A 25,513-nucleotide genomic window follows, 5' to 3' on the forward strand; every position below is an offset into this window, starting at 1 on the left:
ACCGCCTCGCAAGTAGCGGCTACACAAGGTCCGAAGGCCACGCCAGCAACACGCCTACCCGACACAATGTCCCCCATGCTCACCGCGCCTGCCGCTCCGCACCCTGCAGCGCTTCATCACCCAGTTGCAGGGTAGCGCCATGCTCGACGTTCTCTTCCTCGAACAACCGCCACGTACGTCCCTCATGGCTCCCCAGCAACTCCACGAAACGCCGTCCATCGATACGATCTTCCAGCTGACCTACGTAACGCCCGGCCTCCCCATGGGTCAGCACGACCCTGCGGTCTTTCTCCGGTTGGGTCGGCGAAATCAGGTTCAGCTCCAAGGTCTGCGGCTGACTGTCGCCACTCAGGCGCAGATCGACTTCACCGGTCAGCTCGTCCAGCCGCAGGCTGGCCTTGAGGCCGAGGTCGCGGGCCAGCAGCTCGCGATCCAGGGAGCGGTTGATGCCCTTGCCGGCCTCGTAGTAGTTGTCGTTCACAAGGTTGTCCGGGTTGTTCACGGCAATGCCGACCATCGTCAGGCTCAGACACACGGACGTGGCCAGGATGCCGATGATGATCCAGGGCCAGAGATGCTTGTACCAGGGGCTGGCGGCAGTGGCGGAAGGCATGGCTGAGTTCTCTTAGCGGATTTGCGGGCCGATGAAGCGGCTCCGGGCGTTGACCTCGGTGGCGCGGTCGTCAGCGTCCTTGAGGGTGAAGGTGATGTCGTTGGTGCTCGACGGCAACTGCTCGGGGGCCATCGACAGCCGTACCGGCAGGCTGACGATATCACCGGCACCGACGCGGATCTCGCGCTCGGCTTCGAGCTGCAGACCCGGCAGCCCCGCTGCATCGAGCACGTAGACGTGGTCCCGCTGGTCCTTGTTCATGACCTTGAGGCTATAGACGTTCTCGATCCGGCCATCGGCATTCTCGCGGTACAGTACTCGGTCCTTGCTGACGTCGAAGCCGACCAGCGAACGGGTGACGAAAGCGCTGGTCAACAGCCCGATCATCAACAGCAGGACCGCGGCGTAGCCGATCAGCCTGGGGCGTGCCAGGTGGGTCTTCTGGCCGGACAGGTTGTGTTCGGTGGTATAGCTGATCAGGCCCCGGGGGTAGTTCATCTTGTCCATGATGTTGTCGCAGGCGTCGATGCACGCCGCGCAGCCGATGCATTCGACCTGCAGGCCGTCGCGGATATCGATGCCGGTGGGGCAGACCTGTACGCACATGGTGCAGTCGATGCAGTCACCCAGGCCTTTGGCCCGGTAGTCCACGTCTTTCTTGCGCGGGCCACGGGTTTCGCCGCGGCGCGGGTCATAAGAGACGATCAGGGTGTCCTTATCGAACATCACGCTCTGGAAGCGCGCATAGGGGCACATGTACACGCATACTTGCTCGCGCAGCCAGCCCGCGTTGCCATAGGTGGCGAGCGTAAAGAAGCCGACCCAGAAATACGCCCAGCCACTGGCCTGCCCGGTAAAGAGCTCGCCCATCAGCTCGCGGATCGGGGAAAAGTAGCCGACGAAAGTCAGCCCGGTAACGAAGCCGATCACCAGCCACAAGCTGTGCTTGGCCGTCTTGCGCAGGAGCTTGTTGGCGGTCATCGGCGAGCGATCGAGCTTCATGCGCTGGTTCCGATCGCCTTCGGTGACCTTTTCGCACCACATGAAAATCCAGGTCCAGACACTTTGCGGGCAGGTGTAACCGCACCAGACACGGCCCGCGAAGACGGTGATGAAGAACAGGCCGAACGCCGCGACGATAAGGATTCCGGAAAGCAGGATGAAGTCCTGTGGCCAGATGGTCGTGCCGAAGATGTAGAACTTGCGCTCCGGCAGGTTCCACCACACGGCCTGATGACCGCCCCAGTTCAACCACACCGTGCCGAAATACAGCAGGAAGAGCACGCCTCCTGCGACCATGCGCAGCCTGCGGAAGACGCCGGTAAAGGCGCGGGTGTAGATTTTCTCCCGGGAGGCATAGAGGTCGAGGTCCTTCCCCTTGTCGGCGGGTGGGGTGACATCGTGTACCGGAATCTGCTTGCTCATCATCGAGTCCCACGGCAGTGGAAGGGTGCCGCGACCAGTGCATGCCAGTCGCGGTCGTAAGCGTTGGCGCTCCGGGGCATGATACGCCATGCCGGCCTGCGCAGAGCCCACTGCGACCTTTGGTCGCGTTGGGTTCCAGGTATTTATGGTGTATTGGCGGCTGTCAATTGACCCAGATCAGACTTGTCCGTTTTCGCCAGGGGAATAAGGCTTCGGACTCCCGGCCAAGCCCCTTTCGGCTACTCGCTGGCGCCGTGGCACAGCGAGCGCAAACGCCCTTGCAGGATCACTGGCCGGGCGTTCCCGGCAGCCTACTCGACCTGGGCCGTGCGTTCCGGTTCCGGTGCTTCGGGCTCCTGTTCCGGTTCCTGTTGCGACAGGCTGTAGACATAGGCTGCAAGCAGGTGAACCTTGTCGTTGCCCTGCAGTTGCTCCTGTGCCGGCATCTGGCCCTGGCGGCCGTAACGGATGGTCTGCTGCAACTGCGCGAAGCTCGAACCGTAGATGAACGCCCGCGGATGGGTCAGGTCGGGCGCCCCCATGGCCGGCGTCCCCTTGCCCTCGGGGCCATGACAGGCCACGCAGCTGGTGGCGAAGATCTTCTGCCCATTGACGGCATCGGCCTTGATGTTTTCCGGCAAGGCGCGTCCATCGAGCCGGGTCAGCACGAATGCCGCGACATCGGCCACGCCCTGCTCGCCGATCACTTCGGCCCAGGCCGGCATGACACCGTGGCGACCGTTCATGATCGAAGTCTTGATGGTTTCCGGCTCGCCGCCCCAGCGCCAATCGCGGTCGGTCAGGTTGGGGAAGCCATAGGCGCCCTTGGCATCGGAGCCGTGGCACACCGAGCAGTTGGAAGCGAACAGCCGAGCGCCCATCTTAAGGGCCTGCGGGTCCTTGGCCACTTCCTCGATCGGCATGGCGGCGAACTTGGCGAAGATCGGGCCGAATCGCGCGTTGGCCTTGGCCATTTCCTTTTCCCACTCATGCACGCCGGTCCACCCTGCCTGGCCGTTGGCGAACTCCTCGCTGTCCTGATAGCCCGGCAGCACGCCTTTCCAGTTGCCGAGGCCGGGGTAGAGGACCAGGTAGCCCAAGGCGAAGACGATGGTGCCCACGAACAGCCAGAACCACCATCTGGGCAATGGGTTGTCGTACTCCTCGATCCCGTCGAAGGCATGCCCGACGGTCTCGTCGGTGACATCGCTGCGCTGGCCCTTGCGGGTCGACAACAGCAGCCAGGTGAGGGCGAAGATGGTCCCCAGGGTCAGGACGGTAACGTACAGACTCCAGAATGTCGTCATTCTTTGTCACTCCTAGAACCGCGCGCTTGCGCTTGCTCGACGTGCTGTCTGGCTTCGGGATCGTCCGCGAAGGGCAGCATGGTCGCTTCGTCGAAGTCTTTCTTGCGGCCGGAACCGAACACCCACAAGGCCAGGCCCACGAAGGCCACCAGCACGATGACGGTACCCAGGCCGCGAATCATCCCGATATCCATCAGCGTCACCGTTTGCTCTTGATAAGGGTGCCGAGGCCTTGCAGGTAGGCCACCAGCGCGTCCATTTCGGTCTTGCCATTGACCGCCTCGCGGGCGCCGGCAATGTCCTGGTCGGTATAGGGCACGCCCAGGGTGCGCAGGACCTCCATCTTCTTCGCGGTGTCCTGGCCGTCGAGGGTGTTTTCCACCAACCACGGGTATGACGGCATCTTCGACTCCGGCACGACATTGCGTGGGTTGTACAAATGGGCGCGGTGCCAATCATCGGAGTAGCGACCACCGACACGTGCCAGGTCGGGACCCGTGCGCTTGGAGCCCCAGAGGAAAGGGTGGTCCCAGACGCTCTCGCCGGCGACCGAGTAATGACCGTAGCGTTCGGTCTCGGCGCGGAACGGGCGGATCATCTGCGAGTGGCAGCTGACGCAGCCTTCGCGGATATAGATGTCGCGTCCTTCGAGTTCCAGTGCCGTGCGCGGCTTCATGCCTTCGACAGGCTTGTTGGTCACGTCCTGGAAAAACAGCGGGACGATCTGCGTCAGCCCGCCGATGCTCACGGCGATGACCATGAAGAAGGCCAACAGGCCAATGTTCTTCTCGACTGCTTCGTGCTTCATCAGTGGGCTCCTGCAACGACGATCTTGGCGGCGTCTTCCGCTTCGTGCGGCTGGGCGGCGCGTACGGTGCGCAGGACGTTGTAGGCCATCAGCAGCATCCCCGAGGCGAAGAACGCGCCGCCGATGGCGCGAACGATGAAGCCGGGGTGGCTGGCCTGCAGCGCTTCGACGAAGGAATAGGTGAGGGTGCCGTCGTCGTTGATCGCGCGCCACATCAGGCCTTGGGTGATGCCGTTGACCCACATCGAGGCGATGTACAGCACGGTGCCGATGGTCGCCAGCCAGAAGTGCGCGTTGATCAGGCCGATGCTGTGCATCTGGGCGCGCCCGTAGAGGCGGGGAATCATGTGATAGACCGCGCCGATGGAGATCATCGCCACCCAGCCCAGGGCGCCGGCATGGACGTGGCCGATGGTCCAGTCGGTGTAGTGGGACAAGGCATTGACTGTCTTGATCGCCATCATCGGGCCTTCGAACGTCGACATGCCGTAGAAGGCCAGCGAGACCACGAGGAAGCGCAGGATCGGGTCGGTGCGCAGTTTGTGCCAGGCACCGGACAGAGTCATCATGCCGTTGATCATGCCGCCCCAGCTTGGGGCCAGGAGGATGATCGACATCACCATGCCCAGGGACTGGGCCCAGTCGGGCAGGGCGGTGTAGTGCAAATGGTGCGGTCCGGCCCAGATGTACAGGGTGATCAGTGCCCAGAAGTGCACGATCGACAGCCGATAGGAATAGATCGGGCGCTCGGCCTGCTTGGGCACGAAGTAGTACATCATGCCGAGGAAGCCCGTGGTCAGGAAGAAGCCCACGGCGTTGTGGCCATACCACCACTGGATCATTGCATCCGTCGCCCCGGCATAAGCCGAGTAGGACTTGAACAGGCTGACCGGCAACGAGATATGGTTGACGATGTGCAGCATGGCCGTGACCACGATGAAAGCGCCGTAGAACCAGTTGCCGACATAGATGTGCTTGGTCTTGCGCTTGACGATCGTGCCGAAGAACACCACGGCGTAGGTCACCCAGACAACCGTCAGCAGGATCGCGATCGGCCATTCCAGCTCGGCATATTCCTTGGTGGTGGTGTAGCCCATCGGCAGGGTGATCAGCGCGCCGACGATCACCGCTTGCCAACCCCAGAACGAGAAGGCCGCCATGCCATCGGAGATCAGCCGTGTCTGGCAGGTGCGCTGCACGACGTAGTAGGAGGTGCCGAACAAGGCGCAGCCACCGAAGGCAAAGATCACCAGGTTGGTATGCAGGGGTCGCAGACGGCCGAAGCTCGCCCAGGGCAGGTCGAAGTTGAGCTCTGGCCATACCAGTTGCGAGGCGATGAACACCCCGAGCCCCATGCCCACGATCCCCCAGACCACCGTCATGATGGCGAACTGGCGGACGACCTTATAGTTATAAGCAGTCGGACTGATTGCTGTGCTCATGCCAAGGTTCCACGGTTTTGGTGTTCTTGTTAGTTGGAAATCGGCGCAAGTATCTATAACCGCTAGGGTTAAGGCAACGCGAGGGTCCTGGCGCCGACCCGTGTCCAGACCCTTCGTGCCACCGTCCCGTGGCTTCAGGGTGCTGATGATTGTACACAAATAAATAATTGTTATGTGTACCATTTTTTACATTTTTCTGTCCGAACGGTCAGGCTTTTTTACGGGTAGGCGACGAGCGGTTCTCCTCCTAAAGCGGTAGCGAACCGGTGCCAAAGTCATGGCTTGCGTTTGTCTAGGCGGTACCGCAGCCATCAACGTCAAGCGCGGGTGGTTGTGGCCCCAGCTTAGTTGTATTCGAAGGCGGAAGGCGGGCACGACGACACTGCGGTTCAGTTAAGAAAAATATTCGATTCACATGCTGGAGGCTAGCCTTCGGCTTTTGGAATCTTCTGTGAAGCTGACGGCCTGTCGCGGGGCAAGCCCGCTCGCCACTGGGGGATGTGTATCAGCTACACCGCGCACCAGTGGCGAGTGGGCTTGTCCCGCGACAGGCCGTCAGCCTCATGAAAGCTCTAGAGCTGCCATACAAGCTCCAGCATGTGAAATCGCTAGTTCTCCTTAGCCGACCGGCATCGGGCACGGCGATGACGGATGCCGCTGGAGCGCTGTGCTAAGGGTTGCTGGGGAAGCGATCAGCATGCGGACCTTGCGCAGCCAGCCTGCGCAAGGTCAGGGGGTCTACTGAGCTGACACTGTCTGATCGGCACCTGCTTCAGGTCCTTGCGACAGGCTGTAGACATAGGCGGCCAGCAGATGGACCTTGTCGTTGCCCTGGATATCCTGCTGGGCCGGCATCTGCCCCTGACGACCATAGCGGATCGTCTGCTGCAGCTGGGCGAAGCTCGAGCCATAGATGAACGCGCGCGGATGAGTCAGGTCCGGCGCGCCCATGGCCGGGGTGCCCTTGCCCTCGGGGCCATGGCAGACCGCGCAGTTGGCGGCGAATATCCGCTGACCGTTGGCGATGTCGGCCTTGCTGTCTTGCGGCAGGGTGCGACCGTCGAGATTGGTCAGTACGAACCCGGCCACGTCGGCCACGCCTTTTTCCCCGATGATCTCGGCCCATGCAGGCATGACGCCATGGCGGCCGTTCATGATCGACGCCTTGATGGTCTCCGGTTCGCCGCCCCAGCGCCAGTCCTGGTCGGTCAGGTTGGGGAAGCCATAGGCGCCCTTGGCATCCGAGCCGTGACAGACCGAGCAGTTGGAGGCGAACAGGCGACTGCCCATCTGCAGCGCCTGCGGATCCTTGGCCACCTCTTCCACGGGCATGGCGGCATACTTGGCGAAGATCGGACCGAAGCGTGCCTCGGCCTTGTCCATTTCCTTCTGCCATTCGTTGGCGCCGGTCCAGCCATTCTCGTAGCCTGGCAGGATGCCTTTCCAGTTCCCCAGGCCTGGATAAAGGATCAGGTAGCCCACGGCGAATACCAAGGTCCCGACGAACAGCCAGAACCACCATTTTGGCAAAGGGTTGTCGTATTCCTCGATGCCATCGAAGCTGTGACCCATGGTCTGGTCGGAGGTACCGCTGCTCTGGCCCTTGCGCGTGCTGAACAGCAACCAGGTCAGGCCGATCAGGCTGCCGAGCGTCAGCACGCTGATATATGTACTCCAGAAGGTGGTCATTGCCGGGTACTCCTCATGGCGGGATCCTGCTCCGTGACAGGCAGGCGGTCATCGTCGAACGGCAACAGGCGTGCTTCGGCGAAATCACGGTCGCGGCGTCGGCTGAACACCCACAGGCACAGCCCGATGAAAGCGATCATCACCACCAGGGTGCCCAGGCCACGGACCTGGCCGATATCGAGTGAGAATTCCATCATGCTTACCTCTTGTTCCTGATGGCGGTACCCAGGACCTGCAGGTAGGCGACCAGGGCGTCCATCTCGCTCTTGCCCTTGACCGCTTCCCGGGCCCCGGCGATGTCCTCGTCGGTATAGGGCACGCCGAGCTGGCGCAAGGTGCGCATCTTGGTGTCGGTGTGACTGTTGTCGACCTGCGCGGCGACCAGCCAGGGATAGGCAGGCATCTTCGACTCGGGCACCACGTTGCGCGGGTTGTACAGGTGAGCGCGGTGCCAGTCGTCCGAATAGCGAGCGCCCACTCGGGCGAGGTCCGGACCGGTGCGCTTGGAGCCCCACAGGAACGGATGGTCCCAGACGCTTTCGCCGGCGACGGAGTAATGTCCATAACGCTCGGTTTCGGCACGGAACGGGCGGATCATCTGCGAATGGCAACCGACGCAGCCTTCGCGGATATAGATGTCGCGACCTTCCAGTTGCAGCGCGGTGTAGGGCTTCATCCCCTCGACAGGGGTATTGGTCACGTCCTGGAAGAACAGCGGGACGATCTGCGTCAAGCCGCCGATGCTCACCGCCAGGACCATCAGCAGGGCCAGAAGGCCGACGTTTTTCTCGATGACTTCATGTTTCATCAGGCAGCTCTCCTCAAGCCGGCAGGGCGTGCGCGGGCGCGGCGGCGACGGCTGGGCCGCGCACGGTGCGCCAGGTGTTCCAGGCCATCAGCAGCATGCCGCTGAAGAAGATCGCTCCGCCGAGGAAGCGCACGATGAAGCCGGGGTGGCTGGCCACCAGGGTTTCAACGAAGGAGTAGGTGAGGGTCCCGTCGGCGTTGACCGCTCGCCACATCAGGCCTTGGGTGATGCCGTTGACCCACATGGAAGCGATGTACAGCACGGTGCCTATGGTCGCCAGCCAGAAGTGCGCGTTGATCAGCCCGATGCTGTGCATCTTTTCCTTGCCGAAGACCTTCGGAATGGTGTGGTACAGCGCGCCGATCGAGATCATCGCCACCCAGCCCAGGGCGCCGGCATGGACGTGGCCGATGGTCCAGTCCGTATAGTGCGACAGGGCGTTGACCGTCTTGATCGCCATCATCGGCCCTTCGAACGTGGACATCCCGTAGAACGCCAGGGACACGACCAGGAACCGCAGGATCGGATCGCTGCGCAGTTTGTGCCAGGCGCCCGACAGGGTCATCATGCCGTTGATCATGCCGCCCCAGCTTGGCGCCAGCAGGATCAGCGACATGACCATGCCCAGCGACTGCGCCCAATCGGGCAGCGCGGTGTAGTGCAAGTGGTGAGGACCTGCCCAGATGTACAGGGTGATCAAGGCCCAGAAGTGGACGATCGACAGCCGATAGGAATAGACCGGCCGCTCCGCCTGCTTGGGCACGTAGTAGTACATCATCCCCAGGAAACCGGCCGTCAGGAAGAAGCCCACGGCGTTGTGCCCGTACCACCACTGCACCATGGCATCGGTGGCGCCGGCATAGATCGAATAGGATTTGGTCAGGCTGACCGGCAGTTCCAGGTTGTTGACCACATGCAGCATGGCCACGGTCAGGATGAAGGCGCCGAAGAACCAGTTGCCCACATAGATGTGCTTGGTGTTGCGCTTGGCCAAGGTACCGAAGAACACCACCGCATAGGACACCCAGACGATGGTGATCAGGATATCGATGGGCCATTCCAGTTCGGCGTATTCCTTGGAGCTGGTATAGCCCAGTGGCAAGGTGATCGCCGCCAGCAGGATCACCAGTTGCCAACCCCAGAAGGTGAACGCGGCCAGTGCCGGTGCGAACAGGGTGGTCTGGCAGGTGCGCTGGACCGAATAATAGGAGGTGGCGAATAGCGCGCAGCCGCCGAACGCGAAGATGACGGCGTTGGTGTGCAGCGGTCGCAGGCGACCGAAACTGGTCCACGGCAGGTCGAAATTCAGCGAAGGCCAGACGAGTTGCGCGGCGATGAAAACGCCGAGCCCCATCCCGACGATTCCCCACACCACCGTCATGATGGCGAATTGGCGGACCACCTTGTAGTTATAGGCGGTACTGCTGGTTGTGTTCATGTATGGGTTCCCATCCACGGTTATAGGCAGACTTTCAAGCGAGGCAAGCATGAGTAATGGGCAGGTCAAGGGTATTGACGAGGATCAATGGGCACGGTTAGGAAAAGTCCCGGGTTTACGCTGCAATCCTCCGCAAATCCGGGGGGAAGACGGCAGCGCGGCATGCCTGATCCTGGCCCATGGGGCGGGCGCGCCGATGGACAGCGACTTCATGGAAAGCATGGCGCAAAGGCTTGCGAAACTAGGGATAGGCGTGGTGCGGTTCGAATTTCCCTACATGGCCCAACGCCGGTCAACGGGCGGCAGACGGCCACCCAACCCGCAAGCGGTCCTGCTCGACAGTTGGCGGGCGGTGTATCGACAGGTGCGACCCTTGGTCGCTGGCCGCTTGGCTATCGGTGGCAAGTCCATGGGGGGACGCATGGCCAGCCTTGTCGCCGACGAGCTAGGGGCACAGGCATTGGTGTGTCTGGGATATCCCTTCTATGCGGCCGGCAAGCCGGAGAAGCCTCGAGTCGAGCACCTGGCGCTTTTGAGTACGCCGAGCCTGGTCGTCCAGGGCGAGCGCGATGCCTTGGGCAATCGCGAGACGGTACAAGGCTACTGTCTTTCGCCATCGATCCAGCTCTGCTGGCTGCAGGCGGCGGATCATGACCTCAAGCCGCTCAAAGCCTCGGGCCATACTCATGAAGAGCATTTGCAGACGGCGGCGCAGCGAGTGGCGGAGTTTTTATGCCAATTTTCGAATGCTGAAGCTTAGCCTTTGATCTCTGGAATCTTCTGTGAAACTGATGGCCTATCGCGGGGCAAGCCCGCTCGCCACCGGGACCGCGTTGCTCCGACGGCAACGTCAGCCGCGCAGCCAACGGGGTTCGACAAGTCGCTGTCGAGCATTGTCAGATAGCAGGTCTACAAGAAGTGCAGGAGCGCCGGTCTGGCGCTCGTGCCGATGTCGCGATGTCGCGATTCAGTCGTGGTATTCGCACAGGTAAGCGGTATCGACGGTCAGTTTCAGCTGGAACTTGCTCTGTGCCGGAACATTGAACTTGCTGCCGGTGGAGAAGGTTTCCCAGTTTTCGCTGCCTGGCAGCTTGACGCTCATGGCGCCGGATACCACGTGCATCACTTCGCGCTTGTCGGTCCCGAACTCATATTCGCCCGGTGCCATGACGCCGACGGTGGCTTGACCCTGGTCGCCGGTGAAGGCAATCGACTTGACCGTGCCATCGAAGTACTCGTTGACCTTGAACATGGGCGACTCCTGAAGTTTCAGATGGAAAAAGGGTTGGCCAGTATGCCCAAGGCGCCTGGCGTCGTCATCTGCTTTGCAGTGATCCTCACGACCCGTTGGCCGGCAGGCTCAGCGGTAGCAGGCGAGCCGTATTGCGAGCGTCCTCCAGAGCGCGGTGCTGCTGGCCGACGAACTGCATTCCGGCCAGTTGCAGGGCACCGTTCAGGCCGGTTGGGCGTTGCAAGTGGCGTGCTTTGGCAAAGCGTTGCTTGAGGTTGATATGAGGGATTTCGGCCAGCAGGCTATGGATAGTGTGTGCGTGCCATTCCTGCAAGAGTTGTTTGCGGTCGTAGTCGCCCCAGCTGACCCAGGCATGCAGGTGGCCTTGGTGATGGTTGATCCAGCGTTCGAATTGCTCCCAGATCACCGGGAAAGTGGCGGCGCTGTCGACGTTTGCCTGGGTGATATGGGTCAGCTCGCGACAGAACGGTGTCAGTTGAGGGCGACGCCGTGGGCGAACCAGGCGTTGGAAGTGATCCACTTCACGTCCATCGCGGGTCACCAAGCTGGCGCCGATTTCAATGATTTCCATGTCCGTGATGGGCCAGCCGCCGTCGTCGGTGGTGGCTTCCAGATCGATCACCAGCCAGTGGGGCATAGGTGGCTCCCTTGCAAGATTCGCTAGAGCGTAGTCAATGTGAGCGAGCCTGGCATCCTTTGGTTTCAGGGTGTTAGCGCAAACGGATATTTCCATGACTTGTTGCCGTTGCTTGGCTGGCTTTTGCTTTCGCTTTTGATCTACCGCCCCATTCCAGCAGGCCGAACGGAGGTGTCATGGAGGGGGCGGTAGATCAAGATCAAGCAAAGCAACGGCAACGGCAACGGCAAGAGCGACTTCAGCGCTTCGCGCTCTTAGACGTGGTGAACACTCGACTTCCGGCAATGAATCAATGCATCCCGAATCATGAAATTCACCAAGGTCGGCGAAACCCCCAACTCCTTGGCAATATCCTTCTGCGGCACTCCATGCACCCGATACATTTCGAACGCATACCGTGTCCGCTGCGGCAACTCGTCCAGCGCATCGGCGATCGAATTGAGCGCCGCGCGGTTGATATGGGTCGCCTCGGGCGAAGCATTCGGAACAACCACGTTCAAACCCTCTTCCTCGCTCCCCGAGTACCTCATCTCCATGGTCTGCTTGCGGTAATGATCGATGGCCAGGTTACGCACGATCTGAAACAGGTAGCTGAGCTGGGCCTTGAAGGAGGATGTGATCTGCGGCGCATTGGCAAGCCGGAAGAAGGCGTCCTGCACGACGTCCTCCGCGCGGGAGCGACAACCCGTGATGCGCGCCGCAATCTTGACCAGGATGCAACGATTGTCGACGAACGCTTGCAGCAGGGGTGAATCGCACTTACTTGTGGATAGCTGTTCCGTCATGGAAATCACCTAGGCTCTGGAAGGAAAAGGAGCGCCGCCAAGTAGGACGCTTCCTACGCCGTGCGACAAGCTATTCGCAATGATAATTATTGTCAAATGCGAAAACAAATAGGTTTCAATTCTCTTCAGGCATAAGCCATCACTGTGAAATGCGTCACGCCGGACCGCGAGCACTCGCCCTCCGCGCCACTTCCTCGCGATTAATTATCTGCGTTTGCCATCCGTCCCTGTGTGTACATACCGGCCGCCGAGTATTGCCTGCCGCCCCTGACTGGCGCGCTGCACACCGGGCCGAATCACCCAGACACTGGCAGGAAACCCCATGACGGACGCCTTCGAACTCCCGCTTACGCTGGTCCAGGCCCTGGTGCAGTGCGCCGCACGAACGCCGGACCGGATCGCCTTGCGCTTTCTGGCCGACGATCCAGGCGAGCAGGCAGTGCTCAGCTACCGGGAGCTCGACCAGCGCGCACGCACCATCGCTGCCGCGCTGCAGGCGCGCAGCGCGTTCGGCGATCGCGCCGTGCTGCTGTTCCCCAGCGGGCCGGACTATGTCGCGGCCTTCTTCGGCTGCCTGTATGCGGGGGTCATCGCGGTACCGGCCTATCCTCCGGAGTCGGCTCGCCGTCATCACCAGGAGCGGCTGTGGTCGATCATCGACGACGCCGAGCCACGGCTGCTGCTGACCGTCGAAGCGCTATGCGACAGCTTGCAGGCCCTGACGACGCACGACACTCCGACGCTGCTGGCTGTCGATCGTCTGGACCCCGCCACCGCGCAGGCATGGCGCGAGCCGTCGCTGACGAGCGCCGACATCGCCTTCCTGCAGTACACCTCTGGCTCCACGGCGCTGCCCAAGGGCGTGCAAGTCAGCCATGGCAATCTGGTCGCCAACGAACAGCTGATCCGTCATGGCTTCGGCATCGATGTGAACCCGGACGATGTCATCGTCAGCTGGCTGCCGCTGTACCACGACATGGGCCTGATCGGCGGGTTGCTGCAGCCGATCTTCAGCGGTGTGCCCTGCGTGTTGATGTCGCCCGGCTACTTCCTGGCGCGGCCACTGCGCTGGTTGCAGGCGATCAGCGAGTACGGCGGCACCATCAGCGGTGGGCCTGATTTCGCCTACCGTCTCTGCAACGAGCGGGTCAGCGAGGCCGCCATGGCCGAGCTCGACCTGAGTCGTTGGCGCGTGGCTTATTCCGGCTCCGAACCCATTCGCCAGGACAGCCTCGAGGCTTTTGCGGCCAAGTTTCAGAGCGCGGGCTTCGATGCCAGCAGCTTCTTCGCCAGCTATGGCCTGGCCGAAGCCACGCTGTTCGTCAGTGGTAGCCGCCGAAGCCACGGCATCCGGGCGCTGGCGCTCGATGCACAGGCGCTCGCGGCCAATCGAGCCGAGCCTGGGCAAGGTAGCGTGCTGATGAGCTGTGGCTACAGCCAGCCGGCGCATGCCGTGCGGGTCGTGGACCCTGTGAGCCAATGTGTGGTGGGCGATGACCAGGTAGGCGAGATCTGGGCCGCGGGGCCGAGTATCGCCTTGGGCTACTGGCGCAACCCTGAAGCCACCGCACGGACTTTCGTCGAAAAGGACGGCCGTACCTGGCTGCGCACCGGCGACCTGGGCTTCCTGCGCGACAGCGAGCTGTTCGTCACCGGGCGGCTCAAGGACATGCTCATCGTGCGCGGCCAGAACCTCTACCCCCAGGACCTGGAGAAAACCCTGGAGCGCGAGGTCGCGGTATTGCGCAAGGGCCGCGTCGCCGTGTTCGCCGTGGATGACAAGGGCGAGGAGGGGATTGGCATTGCGGTAGAGATCGGCCGCAACGTACAGAAGGCCATCGAGCCGGCGGCCCTGATCAAGACCCTTCGTCAAGTCGTTGCCGATGCCTGCCGGCAGGCCCCGGCCGTGGTCCTGTTGCTTCATCCCGGCGCCTTGCCGAAAACCTCCAGCGGCAAGCTGCAGCGCTCGGCATGCCGCTTGCGCATGGCCGATGGCAGCCTGGAGTGCTACGCGCGGTTCCCCGATGAGCAAGATCGGGAAAAGGCGGCGCCGGCAGCTGGTGATGGACTGCAAGCCCGTATCGCGGCGATCTGGCGTGAGCAGCTTCAGGTCGACAACGTGAGCGCGGACGATCACTTCTTCCTGCTGGGCGGCAACTCGATCGCCGCTGCCCAGGTTACCGCGAGACTGGCGGATGAGCTGGGCCTGGCGCTCAACCTGCGGACGCTTTTCGAAGCGCCGACCCTGGAACGCTACAGCGCTGTCGTGGCGGCATCGCAGGCTCAGGGTGGCACCGCCATGGGCCGAATCGATGGAATGGGCCGCGAGCAGGCTCTGCCGCAATCGCTGGCGCAAAATCGCCTGTGGCTGTTGTGGCAACTCGAGCCGCAAAGCGCGGCCTATAACATTCCGGCCGGCCTGCACTTGCGCGGTGACCTGGACGAAGCGGCGCTGGCGGCGAGTTTCCAGGCGCTGGTGGAGCGACATGAATCGCTGCGCACGGTGTTCAGCGAGGAGGATGGCCGGGCACGCCAGCACATCCTGGACAAGGCTGTACTGGATCTGCATCGACTCGACCTGGAAGGGCTGGACGCCAGCCAGGTCGCCGCGCGCCGCGAACAGGAAGCACAACAGCCGTTCGACCTGCGGCAGGGGCCATTGCTGCGGGTCACCCTGGCGCGTCTAGAGGACGATGTCCATCAGGTCTGGGTGACCCTGCATCATATTGTCGCCGATGGCTGGTCGATGAATATCCTGCTGGACGAGTTCGCGCGCCTGTATGCCGCGCATTGCCAAGGCCAGAGTGCCGAACTGGCGCCGTTGACGCTCGGCTACGCCGATTATGGCAACTGGCAGCGGCAATGGCTGGCCGAGGGTGAATCCGCCCGGCAACTGGCGTACTGGCTAACGCAACTGGGCGGCGATCTGCCGGTACTCGACCTGTGTACCGATCACCCGCGCTCCAGCCAGCGCACCCGGCGCGCCGCGCGCCTGACCGTCAAGGTGCCGACCACGCTCGCCGATGCCTTGCGTACCTTGGCCCGCGAGCAGCAGGCGAGCCTGTACATGATCCTGCTGGCCGCCTGGCAAACGCTCCTGCACCGGTATACCGGGCAAGGCGATATCCGTGTCGGCGTGCCCAACGCCAACCGTCCACGCCTGGAAACTCAGGGCATGGTCGGTTTCTTCATCAACACCCAGGTCATGCGTGCCCACCTGGACGGCAGGCAGCCATTCGAGCGGCTCCTGGCCCAGGTTCGCCAGGCGTCGATCGAGGCCCAGGCGCATCAGGACCTGCCGTTCGAGCAACTGCTCGAAGCATTGCCGGACGCGCGTGAGCAGGGCCTGTTCCAGGTCATGTTCAACCATCAGCAACGTGACCTGTCGGCCTTGCGACGTTTGCCTGGCCTACTGGCCGAAGAACTGCCGTGGCACAGCCGGGAGGCCAAGTTCGACCTGCAACTGCATAGCGAAGAAGACCAACAGGGCCGCTTGAGTCTGGCGTTCGACTACGCGGCCGAGCTCTTCGAAGCCAGCACCATCGAACGCCTGGCCAGGCATGTACTGACCGTACTCGAGCATGTCGGCGCCAACCCGCGACGGGCGCTTGGCGACATCCAGCTGATCGATGACGCGTGTCGCGAACGATTGCTCGGCTGGGGGCAGACGCCGGCGGCACCCGTCCGGCAACTGGTCATCGAGCAGCTCAATGAACAGGCGCGAGTCACGCCACAACGTACCGCGCTGGCCTGGGATGGCGGCAGCCTCGACTACGCCGGCCTGCACCAGCAGGCCAACCGCCTGGCGCATTATCTGCGCGACAAAGGCGTGGGTCCGGAAACCCGCGTCGCCATCGCGGTGGAGCGTTCGCCGCAATTGCTGGTCGGCCTGCTGGCCATCCTCAAGGCCGGCGGTGCCTATGTCCCGCTGGATGTGGACTATCCCGCCGAGCGCCTGGCCTACATGCTGGCCGACTGTGGCGCGAGCCTGCTGCTGGGCCAGGGCGAGATCCTGCAGCGCTTGCCGCAGGTCGAAGGCGTCAGTGCCATCGTCCTGGATCAGCTCAAGCTCGACAGCTGGCCCAGCCATGCGCCAGGCCTGCATCTGAGCGGCGACAACCTGGCCTACGTGATCTACACCTCCGGCTCCACCGGGCAACCCAAGGGTGTGGGCAATACCCACGCGGCCCTGGCCGAGCGTCTGCACTGGATGCAGAACACCTACGCACTCGATGACAGTGACGTGCTGCTGCAGAAGGCGCCGATCAGCTTCGACGTCTCGGTGTGGGAATGCTTCTGGCCGTTGCTCACTGGTTGCACCCTGGTCCTTGCCGGGCCTGGCGAGCACCGTGATCCTCGGCGCATCGCCGAGCTGGTTCAGGCGCACGGCGTGACCACGCTGCACTTTGTGCCCCCGCTGCTTCAGGTGTTCGTCCAGGAACCTCTGGCCGCGGCGTGCGGTTCCCTGCGTCGCGTATTCTCGGGTGGCGAGGCGCTGTCGGCGAGTCTGCGCGATCGGCTCCTGCATGTGCTGCCCCAGGTGCAGTTGCATAACCGCTATGGTCCGACCGAGACGGCCATCAACGTTACCCATTGGCACTGCCAGGCCAGCGATGCCGAGCGTTCGCCCATCGGGCGGCCGCTGGGCAACGTTCTGTGCCAGGTGCTGGACGAGGAGTTGCAGCTCAGCGCGCCAGGCGTGCCAGGCGAACTCTACCTGGGCGGTGCGGGCCTGGCCCGTGGTTACTTGGGCCGCCCGGGACTGACGGCCGAGCGCTTCGTGCCCCAGGCCGACGGCGACGGACAGCGGCTGTACCGCAGCGGCGACCGCGTGCGTTGGTGGGTACAGGTCGAGGCCCTGGAATACCTCGGACGGCTCGACCAACAGGTCAAGGTGCGCGGCTTCCGCGTCGAACCGCAGGAAGTGCAGGCCAGTCTGCTGGCCCAGCCCGGCGTGGACCAGGCAGTGGTGCTGGTCCACGAAGACACTGTCGGTGCCCGATTGGTCGGCTACTACAGCGGCGATGCCCGGCGTGACGCATTGCTCGCCGCCCTCGGCGAACGCCTGCCCGCCTACATGGTGCCGACCCAACTGATGCAGCTGGAACGGATGCCGTTGGGACCCAACGGCAAGGTCGATCGCAAGGCATTGCCGGCGCCCATCTGGCAACAGCGCGAACACGTCGAGCCGCACAGCCCGTTGCAGCGCCAGGTCGCGGCCATCTGGCGGGAAGTCCTGGGCCTGTCGCGGATCGGTTTGCAGGACGACTTCTTCGCCCTGGGCGGGCATTCGTTGCTCGCCACCCAGATCGTTTCCCGGGCTCGCCAGGCCTGCGACGTCGAGCTGCCGCTCAAGGCGTTGTTCGAGTCCAGCGAGCTGGGCGATTTCTGTGCCGAGATCGAGCGTATCCGCGAAGCAGGTGAACACAATCTGCAAGGCGTGATCGAGCGGGTGGATCGGCGTCAGGCAGTACCGCTGTCCTATTCCCAGCAGCGCATGTGGTTCCTCTGGCAGATGGAGCCCGACAGCCCGGCCTATAACGTCGGCGGCATGGCACGTTTGCGCGGCACGCTGCATGTGGACGCTTTCGAGCGCGCCCTGCAGGCCTTGGTCATGCGTCACGAAACCCTGCGCACCACGTTCCCCGGCATCGATGGCGTGCCGTATCAATGCGTGGCCGCCGACAGCACCCTGAGCCTGCGGTGGCAGGACCTCAGCGCTCAACCCGAGGAGCGCCGCCAGGCGCACCTGCAGGCCATCGCCGATGAACAGGCGCACCAGCCGTTCGACCTGGAGCAGGGGCCCTTGCTGCGCGCATGCCTGGTCAAGACCGAAGAACGCGAGCACTACTTCGTCCTGACCCTGCACCATATCGTCACCGAAGGCTGGGCGATGGATATCTTCGCCCGCGAGCTGGGCGAACTCTACGAAGCCTTCGTCGATGACCGTGAGTCGCCACTGGCGCCACTACCCGTGCAGTACCTGGACTACAGCGTCTGGCAGCGGCAGTGGCTGGAAGGCGGCGAGGGCGAGCGACAACTGGCCTATTGGAAAGCCCGCCTGGGCGACGAGCATCCCGTCCTCGAGCTTCCGGCGGATCGGCCTCGCCCCGCCGTGCAAAGCCATGCTGGCGCGCTCTATCGCTTTGACCTCGAGCCGGCATTGGCGGACCGTGTACGTGCCTTCAATGGCCAGCGTGGCCTGACCCTGTTCATGACCATGACCGCGACCTTGGCCACCTTGCTGCACCGTTACAGCGGGCAGTCCGACCTGCGCATCGGCGCGCCGATGGCCAACCGCATTCGCCCCGAAAGCGAAGGCTTGTTCGGTGCGTTTCTCAACACCCAGGTGTTGCGCTGCCTGCTCGATGGAAACATGAGCGCCGACGAGCTGCTCGATCAGGTCCGCCAACGGGTGATCGAGGGACAGTCCCATCAGGACCTGCCGTTCGAGCAACTGGTCGAGGCGCTGCAACCGCCGCGCAGCAGTGCCTACAACCCACTGTTCCAGGTGATGTGCAATGTCCAGCGCTGGGCTTTCCAGCAGAGCCGCGAGTTGGTTGGCATGCGGGTGGACTACCTGGTCAACGACGCCAGCGCGACCAAGTTCGACCTGTACCTGGAAGTGACCGACCTGGATGGACGCCTGGGGTGCTGCCTGACCTACAGCCGCGACTTGTTCGACGAACCGCGGATCGCGCGCATGGCCGAGCATTGGCAGCGGTTGCTGGCCGGTCTCGTGGACGATCCGCGACAACGTCTGTGCGAGCTGCCAATGCTCGCCGACGCCGAGCGGCAGGCGCTGATCGGACAACTGCAAGGCGAGCGCGATTTCGCCCTCGACCAGACCGTCCATGGGCTGCTCGCCGCCCAGGCCGCGCGCACGCCCCAGGCCGGCGCGCTGACCTTCGGTGGCCAGCACCTGACCTATGCCGAGCTCGACCGTCAGACCAATCGCCTGGCTCGTGCCCTGCGTGAACGGGGTGTCGGCCCGCAAGTGCGCGTAGGCCTGGCCCTGGAACGCTCGCTGGAGATGGTCATCGGCCTGCTGGCCATCCTCAAGGCCGGCGGTGCCTACGTGCCGCTGGACCCTGAATACCCGCTGGACCGGCTGCGCTACATGATCGAAGACAGCCGCGTCGGCTTGCTGCTGAGCCAGCGCGCCTTGCTCGAAAGCCTGGGTGAGTTGCCCGCCGGGGTGGCGTGCTGGAACCTGGAGGACGATGCCGACAGGCTGTCGGCCTACAGCGCCGCGCCGCTGGACAACCTCAACCTGCCGCAGCACCAGGCTTACCTGATCTATACCTCCGGCTCCACCGGCAAGCCCAAGGGCGTGGCGGTCAGCCACGGTGAGATCGCCATGCACTGCCAGGCGGTGATCGATGCCTTCGGCATGCGCAGCGACGACTGCGAGCTGCACTTCTATTCCATCAACTTCGACGCCGCCAGCGAGCGCCTGCTCGTGCCACTGCTGTGCGGTGCTCGTGTGGTACTGCGCGGCCAGGGACAATGGGGCGCCGAGGAGATCTGCCGACTGGTGCGCGAGCAGCAGGTGAGCATTCTCGGTTTCACTCCGAGCTACGGCAGCCAGCTGGCCCAGTATCTGGCCGAGCGAGGCGAGCGTTTGCCCGTGCGTCTGGTGATCACCGGCGGCGAAGCGCTGACCGGCGAGCACCTGCAGCGCATTCGCCAGGCCTTCGTCCCGCAGCAGTTCTTCAACGCCTACGGCCCGACGGAAACCGTGGTCATGCCATTGGCCAGCCTGGCGCCGGACAGCTTGCCGGCCGATGCCGGCAGCGTGCCGATCGGCCGCGTGATCGGCGCCCGCACTGCGTACATTCTCGACGAGCACCTGGCGCTGCTGCCTCAGGGAGGCATCGGCGAGCTGTACATCGGTGGCGCCGGCTTGGCCCAGGGCTATCACGACCGCCCAAGCCTGAGCGCCGAGCGCTTCGTCGCCGACCCGTTCAGCCATGACGGCGGGCGCCTGTACCGCACCGGCGACCTGGTGCGCCTGCGCGCCGACGGCCTGGTGGAGTATGTCGGGCGTGCCGACCAGCAGGTGAAGATCCGCGGCTTCCGTATCGAGCTTGGCGAAATCGAGAGCCGCTTGCAGGCGCATGCCGATGTCGACGAGGCCGTGGTCCTGGCTATCGACCTGCCCGGCGGCAAGCAGTTGGTCGGGTACCTGGTGTGCAAGCAGGCCAGCGCCGACAGCGAGGCGCAGGCCCGGTTGCGCGAAGCGGTCAAGGCCGATGCCCGCCAACACCTGCCGGACTATATGGTACCGGCGCACCTGGTGTTGCTCGACAGCCTGCCGCTGATGGGCAACGGCAAGCTCGACCGCCGCGCGCTGGCGGCACCTGATCTCGAACAGGGCCGCCAGCATTACCAGGCCCCGACGACCCCGCTGGAAGAACAACTGGCGCAAGTCTGGCGCGATGTGCTCAACGTTTCTCGCGTAGGCATGCAGGACAACTTCTTCGAGCTGGGCGGCGACTCGATTCTGTCGATCCAGGTGGTCAGCCGCGCGCGCCAGCTGGGCCTGCAGTTCAGCCCGCGCGATTTGTTCCAGCACCAGACCATCCAGACCCTGGCCGCGGTGGTCAGCCCTAGCGAGGCACCGAACACCATCGAGCAAGGCCAGCGCCAAGGCCGCGCCAGCATGACCCCTATCCAGCACTGGTTCTTCGACAGTGACATGGTCCAGCCCCAGCATTGGAACCAGGCAGTGCTGCTGGAGCCGCGGCAGCCACTGGACAGCGCCACCCTGGGGCAGGCCCTGGCCGGGCTGGTGACACACCACGACAGCCTGCGTCTGCGCTTTACTCAGGTCGAGGGTCATTGGCAGGGCGAGTACGCCCAGCCGGCGGGCGAACAGCTGCTGTGGACCGCCACGGTGGCCGACTTCACCGATTGCCAGATGCTCTACACCGACGTGCAGCGCAGCCTCGACCTTGCAGAGGGACCGCTGTTGCGTGCCTTGCTGGTCAGCGACCCGCAGGGCGCGCAACGCCTGTTGCTGGCGATCCACCACCTGGTGGTCGACGGCGTGTCCTGGCGCGTGCTGCTCGAAGACCTGCAGGCGCTGTACCGTGGCCAGCCGCTGGCGGGCAAGACCCACGCCATGGCCGACTGGGCCGCGCGCCTGGCCAGCTACGGCGGCAGCGACTCGCTGCGCGACGAGTTGGACTGGTGGCAGGACCAGCTTGGCACGGCGCGCCATGAGTTGCCTTGCGATCATCCCCAGGGCGGCAACCTGCATCGTCATGCCCAGACCCTGGCCATCGGCCTGGACGCGGAGCAGACCCGTCGGTTGCTGCAGCAGGCGCCGGCGGCCTATCACACCCAGGTCAACGACCTGTTGCTGACAGCCCTGGCACGTACTCTGTGCCGCTGGACGGGTGACGACGAGGTGCTGGTACAGCTCGAAGGCCATGGCCGCGACGGGTTGTTCGAGGACATGGACCTGACCCGCAGTGTCGGCTGGTTCACCAATGCCTACCCGCTGCGCCTGAACCCGCAGGCAGGCGAGGGCGATGCCGCGCGCGCCACATCGATCAAGCGCATCAAGGAACAGTTGCGCCAGGTGCCCCATAAAGGCCAGGGCCATGGCGTGCTGCGCTACCTCGCCGACGCTGCCGGGCGCGAGCGCATGGCGGCGCTGCCGCAGGCGCGCATCACCTTCAACTACCTGGGCCAGTTCGATCAGCAGTTCGATGCCGCCGCGCTGTTCCAGCCAATCGACGCGCCGACGGGTCTGGCCCATGACCTCGATGCGCCGCTGCCGAACTGGCTCAGCGTCGACGGCCAGGTGTACGGGGGTGCCCTGCAATTGCGCTGGACCTACAGCACCGAGCGTTTCGCCGAGCAGACCATCGCGCAACTGGCCGAAGCCTATCGCCAGGAGCTGCTAGCCCTGGTCGGCCACTGCCTGGCGGACGGCGTCGGCAGCTTCACGCCATCGGACTTCCCGCTGGCCCATCTGAGCCAGGAGCAGATCGACGCGCTGCCGATTCCGGCCACCGAGATCGAAGACGTCTACCCGCTGACGCCGATGCAGGAGGGCCTGTTGCTGCATACCCTGCTGGAGCCGGGCACCGGCATCTACTACATGCAGGACCGCTACCGCATCGACAGCGCGCTCGACCCGCAACGCTTCGCTCAGGCCTGGCAGGCCGTGGTGGCACGCCACGAGGCCCTGCGCGCCTCGTTCAGCTGGAACGCCGGCGAAGCGATGCTGCAGATCATCCACAAGCCGGGCAACACGCCGGTCGACTACCAGGACTGGCGCGGACTCGACGAGGCTGTCCAGGAGGAGCGCCTGCAAGCCCTGCACAAGCAGGAACGCGAGGCCGGCTTCGAGCTGCTGCGCGAGGCGCCGTTCCATCTGCGCCTGGTACGCGTCGACGACGAGCGCTACTGGTTCATGATGAGCAACCACCACATCCTCATCGATGCCTGGTGCCGCTCGTTGTTGATGAACGACTTCTTCGAGATCTATCAGGCCCTGGGCGAAGGTCGCCAGGCCCAACTGCCGGTCCCGCCGCGTTACCGCGACTACATCGGCTGGCTGCAACGCCAGGATCTGCAGGAGGCGCGCCAGTGGTGGCAAGCCAACCTGGCCGGCTTCGAACGCGCCACGGCGATCCCCAGCGACCGCCCGCTGCGCAACGACCATGCCGGAGACGGCATGCGGGTCGGCGATTGCCACACCCGCCTGGAGGCGAGCGATGGCGTGCGCCTGCGCGAACTGGCCCAGGCCCACCAGCTGACCATCAATACCTTTGCCCAGGCGGCCTGGGCCCTGGTGCTGGCGCGCTACAGCGGTGAGCGTGACGTAACCTTCGGCGTGACCGTGGCCGGACGTCCGGTGAGCATGCCGCAGATGCAGCGCACCGTCGGCCTGTTCATCAACAGTATCGCCTTGCGCGTGCGGCTGCCCGAGCCGGGCCAGCGCCGTAGCGTGCGCCAGTGGCTGCAGGGCCTGCTGGAGCGCAACATGGAGCTGCGCGAGTACGAATACCTGCCCTTGGTGGCGATCCAGGAGTGCAGCGAACTGCCCAAGGGCCAGCCGCTGTTCGACAGCCTGTTCGTGTTCGAGAACGCGCCGGTGGAAACCGCCGTGCTCGACCAGGCCCAGCACTTGAACGCCAGCTCCGACTCGGGCCGTACCCACACCAACTTCCCGCTGACGGCGGTGTGCTATCCAGGTGACGAGCTGGGCCTGCACCTGTCGTTCGACCAGCGCTATTTCGATACTCCGACGGTCGAACGCCTGCTGGCCGAGTTCAAGCGCCTGCTGCTGGCGCTGGTGGACGGCTTCGAAGGGGAGGTGGACGCGTTGCCATTGCTGGGCGAGGCAGAGCGACGTTTCCTGCTCGAGGACTGCAACCGCACCGATCACGCCTATGCGCTGGAGCAAAGCTATGTCGCGCTGTTCGAGGCACAGGTCGCCGCGCACCCCCGGCGCATCGTGGCTCGTTGCCTGGAGGCCTCCTGCGATTATGCCGAGCTGAACCTGGCAGCCAACCGTCTGGGCCATGCCCTGGTCGCCAGCGGCGTCGCCATCGACCAGCCGGTAGCCCTGCTGGCCGACCGTGGCCTGCCGTTGCTGGGCATGATCGTCGGCAGCTTCAAGGCCGGTGCCGGCTATCTGCCGCTGGACCCAGGCCTGCCCTCGGCGCGCCTGCAGCGTATCGTCGAGCTCAGCCGCACGCCGGTGCTGGTGTGCAGCGCGGCCTGCGCCGAGCAGGCTCGCCAACTCCTGGATGGGTTCGGTGGCGTGGCACGGCCGCGACTGCTGGTGTGGGAAGAGATCCAGGCGAGCGCTATCGCCAGCCACGACCCAGGTATCCACAGCGGGCCGGACAACCTTGCCTATGTGATCTATACCTCCGGTTCCACGGGCGAGCCCAAGGGCGTGATGGTCGAGCAGCGAGGCATGCTCAACAACCAGCTGAGCAAGGTTCCCTACCTGCAACTGGACGAGCGCGACGTGATCGCCCAGACCGCTTCGCAAAGCTTCGACATCTCGGTCTGGCAATTTCTCGCGGCGCCGCTGTTCGGTGCTCAGGTGCGGATCGTGCCGAACGCCCTCGCGCATGATCCGCAAGGCCTGCTGGAACATGTCCAGGCGACGGGCATCACGGTGCTGGAAAGCGTGCCTTCGCTGATCCAAGGCATGCTGGCCAACGATCATCGACCCTTGCAAGGGTTGCGCTGGATGCTGCCGACCGGCGAGGCCATGCCGCCGGAGCTGGCTGCCCAGTGGCTGCAGCGCTATCCGCAGGTCGGCCTGGTCAACGCCTACGGACCGGCCGAATGCTCGGACGACGTGGCCTTCTTCCGCGTCGACTTGGCGGCTACCCAAGGCAGCTACCTGCCTATCGGTACGCCCACGGACAACAACCGCCTGTACCTGCTCGGAGAAGACCAGGCCCTGGTGCCGGTGGGCGCGGTGGGCGAGCTCTGTGTCGCCGGCACGGGCGTTGGTCGAGGCTACGTCGGTGACCCCGTACGGACGGCCATGGCCTTCATCGCGCACCCTTTCGGCGCGGCGGGCGAGCGCCTGTACCGCACCGGCGACCTGGCTCGGCGGCGTTCCGACGGCGTGCTGGAATACGTCGGGCGCATCGACCACCAGGTGAAGATCCGTGGTTACCGGATCGAGCTGGGCGAGATCGAAGCCCGTCTGCACGAGCTGCCTGAGGTACGCGATGCGGCCGTGGGCGTGCAGGACGGCGTCAATGGCAAGTACCTGGTGGGCTATCTGGTAGCTCATGAAGGTGTGACGGCCAGCGCTGAACGGCTCGACCAGGTCAAGCAGCGTTTGCGTGCCGATTTGCCCGAGTACATGGTGCCGTTGCATTGGGCGTGGCTCGAACAGTTGCCGCACAACGCCAATGGCAAGCTTGACCGCAATGCCTTGCCGACGATCGATATCGGCGCTCAGCACAGTCAGGGTTACCTTGCGCCACGCAACGAGCTGGAAGAAACCCTGGCCGGGATCTGGAGCGAGGTGCTCAAGGCCGAGCGGGTGGGGGTACGAGACAACTTCTTCGAGCTGGGCGGCCACTCGTTGCTGGCGACCCAGATCGCTTCGCGCGTGCAGAAGCGGTTGCAATTGAACGTACCGCTTCGGGCGATGTTCGAGTGCAGCACGGTAGAGGAGCTGGCTGGGTATGTGCAGGGGCTGCGTGCTGGCGCGCTGAGCGAGGACAAGGTGGATCGCTTGAGTGATCTGATGGCGGCACTGGAAGGGCTTTGACACGCCAGTCCGCCGGCAAAGGGCCCATCGGGCCCACTT

General features: G+C 64.0%; 15 protein-coding genes. 2 read left to right on the plus strand and 13 right to left on the minus strand.

Features of this window, described 5'->3' with window-relative positions:
• Positions 1-79 precede the first annotated feature (79 nt).
• The 10 genes from G7009_RS03975 to ccoN (G7009_RS04020) all read right to left on the minus strand — a co-directional run bounded on the left by G7009_RS03975 (position 80) and on the right by ccoN (G7009_RS04020) (position 9,530).
• Positions 80-613 (minus strand): FixH family protein, encoded by a 534-nt coding sequence (locus G7009_RS03975; protein WP_181128667.1) that lies wholly within the window; start codon positions 611-613, stop codon positions 80-82.
• A 12-nt stretch (positions 614-625) separates the two neighbouring features.
• Complete coding sequence (gene ccoG / locus G7009_RS03980) at positions 626-2,038, minus strand: cytochrome c oxidase accessory protein CcoG (RefSeq protein ID WP_181128668.1); 1,413 nt, start codon at positions 2,036-2,038, stop codon at positions 626-628.
• Positions 2,039-2,349: 311 nt separating this feature from the next.
• Complete coding sequence (gene ccoP, locus G7009_RS03985) at positions 2,350-3,345, minus strand: cytochrome-c oxidase, cbb3-type subunit III (RefSeq protein WP_181128669.1); 996 nt, start codon at positions 3,343-3,345, stop codon at positions 2,350-2,352.
• Complete coding sequence (locus G7009_RS03990; protein ID WP_181128700.1) at positions 3,342-3,539, minus strand: cbb3-type cytochrome oxidase subunit 3; 198 nt, start codon at positions 3,537-3,539, stop codon at positions 3,342-3,344. The genes ccoP (G7009_RS03985) and G7009_RS03990 overlap by 4 nt, the downstream gene beginning before the upstream one ends.
• 5 nt (positions 3,540-3,544) lie before the next feature.
• Positions 3,545-4,153, minus strand: coding sequence for a cytochrome-c oxidase, cbb3-type subunit II (gene ccoO / locus G7009_RS03995; RefSeq protein ID WP_181128670.1), 609 nt, complete (start codon positions 4,151-4,153; stop codon positions 3,545-3,547).
• Entirely contained in the window at positions 4,153-5,595 is a 1,443-nt protein-coding gene (ccoN, locus tag G7009_RS04000) for a cytochrome-c oxidase, cbb3-type subunit I (protein WP_181128671.1), read from the minus strand. The genes ccoO (G7009_RS03995) and ccoN (G7009_RS04000) overlap by 1 nt, the downstream gene beginning before the upstream one ends.
• A 738-nt stretch (positions 5,596-6,333) precedes the next feature.
• Positions 6,334-7,284: a cytochrome-c oxidase, cbb3-type subunit III gene (gene ccoP, locus G7009_RS04005; RefSeq protein WP_181128672.1), complete on the minus strand. Its 951-nt coding sequence runs from the start codon at positions 7,282-7,284 to the stop codon at positions 6,334-6,336.
• On the minus strand, positions 7,281-7,478 hold the full coding sequence (locus tag G7009_RS04010) for a cbb3-type cytochrome oxidase subunit 3 (RefSeq protein WP_181128701.1): 198 nt from the start codon (positions 7,476-7,478) through the stop codon (positions 7,281-7,283). Before G7009_RS04010 ends, ccoP (G7009_RS04005) begins: the two co-directional genes overlap by 4 nt.
• Positions 7,479-7,483: 5 nt before the next feature.
• Positions 7,484-8,092 (minus strand): cytochrome-c oxidase, cbb3-type subunit II, encoded by a 609-nt coding sequence (gene ccoO / locus G7009_RS04015; RefSeq protein ID WP_181128673.1) that lies wholly within the window; start codon positions 8,090-8,092, stop codon positions 7,484-7,486.
• 13 nt (positions 8,093-8,105) lie between these two features.
• The gene (gene ccoN / locus G7009_RS04020; RefSeq protein WP_181128674.1) at positions 8,106-9,530 is read right to left on the minus strand and encodes a cytochrome-c oxidase, cbb3-type subunit I; all 1,425 of its coding nucleotides are present in this window, start codon (positions 9,528-9,530) and stop codon (positions 8,106-8,108) included.
• A 49-nt stretch (positions 9,531-9,579) separates the two neighbouring features.
• On the opposite strand from ccoN (G7009_RS04020), the gene G7009_RS04025 reads away from it, so the two are divergent.
• On the plus strand, positions 9,580-10,290 hold the full coding sequence (locus G7009_RS04025) for an alpha/beta family hydrolase (protein ID WP_181128675.1): 711 nt from the start codon (positions 9,580-9,582) through the stop codon (positions 10,288-10,290).
• Positions 10,291-10,497: 207 nt separating this feature from the next.
• On the opposite strand, the gene ppnP is transcribed toward G7009_RS04025, so the two are convergent.
• The 3 genes from ppnP to G7009_RS04040 all read right to left on the minus strand — a co-directional run bounded on the left by ppnP (position 10,498) and on the right by G7009_RS04040 (position 12,204).
• On the minus strand, positions 10,498-10,782 hold the full coding sequence (gene ppnP / locus G7009_RS04030; RefSeq protein ID WP_181128676.1) for a pyrimidine/purine nucleoside phosphorylase: 285 nt from the start codon (positions 10,780-10,782) through the stop codon (positions 10,498-10,500).
• 85 nt (positions 10,783-10,867) lie between these two features.
• Positions 10,868-11,419, minus strand: a complete 552-nt coding sequence (locus G7009_RS04035) for an exonuclease domain-containing protein (protein ID WP_181128677.1) — start codon at positions 11,417-11,419, stop codon at positions 10,868-10,870.
• A gap of 254 nt (positions 11,420-11,673) precedes the next feature.
• Entirely contained in the window at positions 11,674-12,204 is a 531-nt protein-coding gene (locus G7009_RS04040) for an RNA polymerase factor sigma-70 (RefSeq protein ID WP_181128678.1), read from the minus strand.
• 322 nt (positions 12,205-12,526) lie between these two features.
• Here G7009_RS04040 and G7009_RS04045 point away from each other — a divergent pair, with 322 nt between their 5' ends.
• Positions 12,527-25,474, plus strand: a complete 12,948-nt coding sequence (locus G7009_RS04045; RefSeq protein ID WP_181128679.1) for a non-ribosomal peptide synthetase — start codon at positions 12,527-12,529, stop codon at positions 25,472-25,474.
• Positions 25,475-25,513: the final 39 nt, after the last annotated feature.

The sequence above is a fragment of the Pseudomonas capeferrum genome (assembly GCF_013523055.1).
In the GTDB taxonomy this organism is placed as follows: Bacteria; Pseudomonadota; Gammaproteobacteria; order Pseudomonadales; family Pseudomonadaceae; genus Aquipseudomonas; species Aquipseudomonas capeferrum_A.

What these genes read in the sequence shown, in the direction of transcription:
- G7009_RS03975 (WP_181128667.1), bottom strand. Translation starts at nt 613, where the DNA reads ATGCCTTCCGCCACTGCCGCCAGCCCCTGGTACAAGCATCTCTGGCCC.
- ccoG (WP_181128668.1), bottom strand. Translation starts at nt 2,038, where the DNA reads ATGAGCAAGCAGATTCCGGTACACGATGTCACCCCACCCGCCGACAAG.
- ccoP (WP_181128669.1), bottom strand. Translation starts at nt 3,345, where the DNA reads ATGACGACATTCTGGAGTCTGTACGTTACCGTCCTGACCCTGGGGACC.
- G7009_RS03990 (WP_181128700.1), bottom strand. Translation starts at nt 3,539, where the DNA reads ATGGATATCGGGATGATTCGCGGCCTGGGTACCGTCATCGTGCTGGTG.
- ccoO (WP_181128670.1), bottom strand. Translation starts at nt 4,153, where the DNA reads ATGAAGCACGAAGCAGTCGAGAAGAACATTGGCCTGTTGGCCTTCTTC.
- ccoN (WP_181128671.1), bottom strand. Translation starts at nt 5,595, where the DNA reads ATGAGCACAGCAATCAGTCCGACTGCTTATAACTATAAGGTCGTCCGC.
- ccoP (WP_181128672.1), bottom strand. Translation starts at nt 7,284, where the DNA reads ATGACCACCTTCTGGAGTACATATATCAGCGTGCTGACGCTCGGCAGC.
- G7009_RS04010 (WP_181128701.1), bottom strand. Translation starts at nt 7,478, where the DNA reads ATGGAATTCTCACTCGATATCGGCCAGGTCCGTGGCCTGGGCACCCTG.
- ccoO (WP_181128673.1), bottom strand. Translation starts at nt 8,092, where the DNA reads ATGAAACATGAAGTCATCGAGAAAAACGTCGGCCTTCTGGCCCTGCTG.
- ccoN (WP_181128674.1), bottom strand. Translation starts at nt 9,530, where the DNA reads ATGAACACAACCAGCAGTACCGCCTATAACTACAAGGTGGTCCGCCAA.
- G7009_RS04025 (WP_181128675.1), top strand. Translation starts at nt 9,580, where the DNA reads ATGAGTAATGGGCAGGTCAAGGGTATTGACGAGGATCAATGGGCACGG.
- ppnP (WP_181128676.1), bottom strand. Translation starts at nt 10,782, where the DNA reads ATGTTCAAGGTCAACGAGTACTTCGATGGCACGGTCAAGTCGATTGCC.
- G7009_RS04035 (WP_181128677.1), bottom strand. Translation starts at nt 11,419, where the DNA reads ATGCCCCACTGGCTGGTGATCGATCTGGAAGCCACCACCGACGACGGC.
- G7009_RS04040 (WP_181128678.1), bottom strand. Translation starts at nt 12,204, where the DNA reads ATGACGGAACAGCTATCCACAAGTAAGTGCGATTCACCCCTGCTGCAA.
- G7009_RS04045 (WP_181128679.1), top strand. Translation starts at nt 12,527, where the DNA reads ATGACGGACGCCTTCGAACTCCCGCTTACGCTGGTCCAGGCCCTGGTG.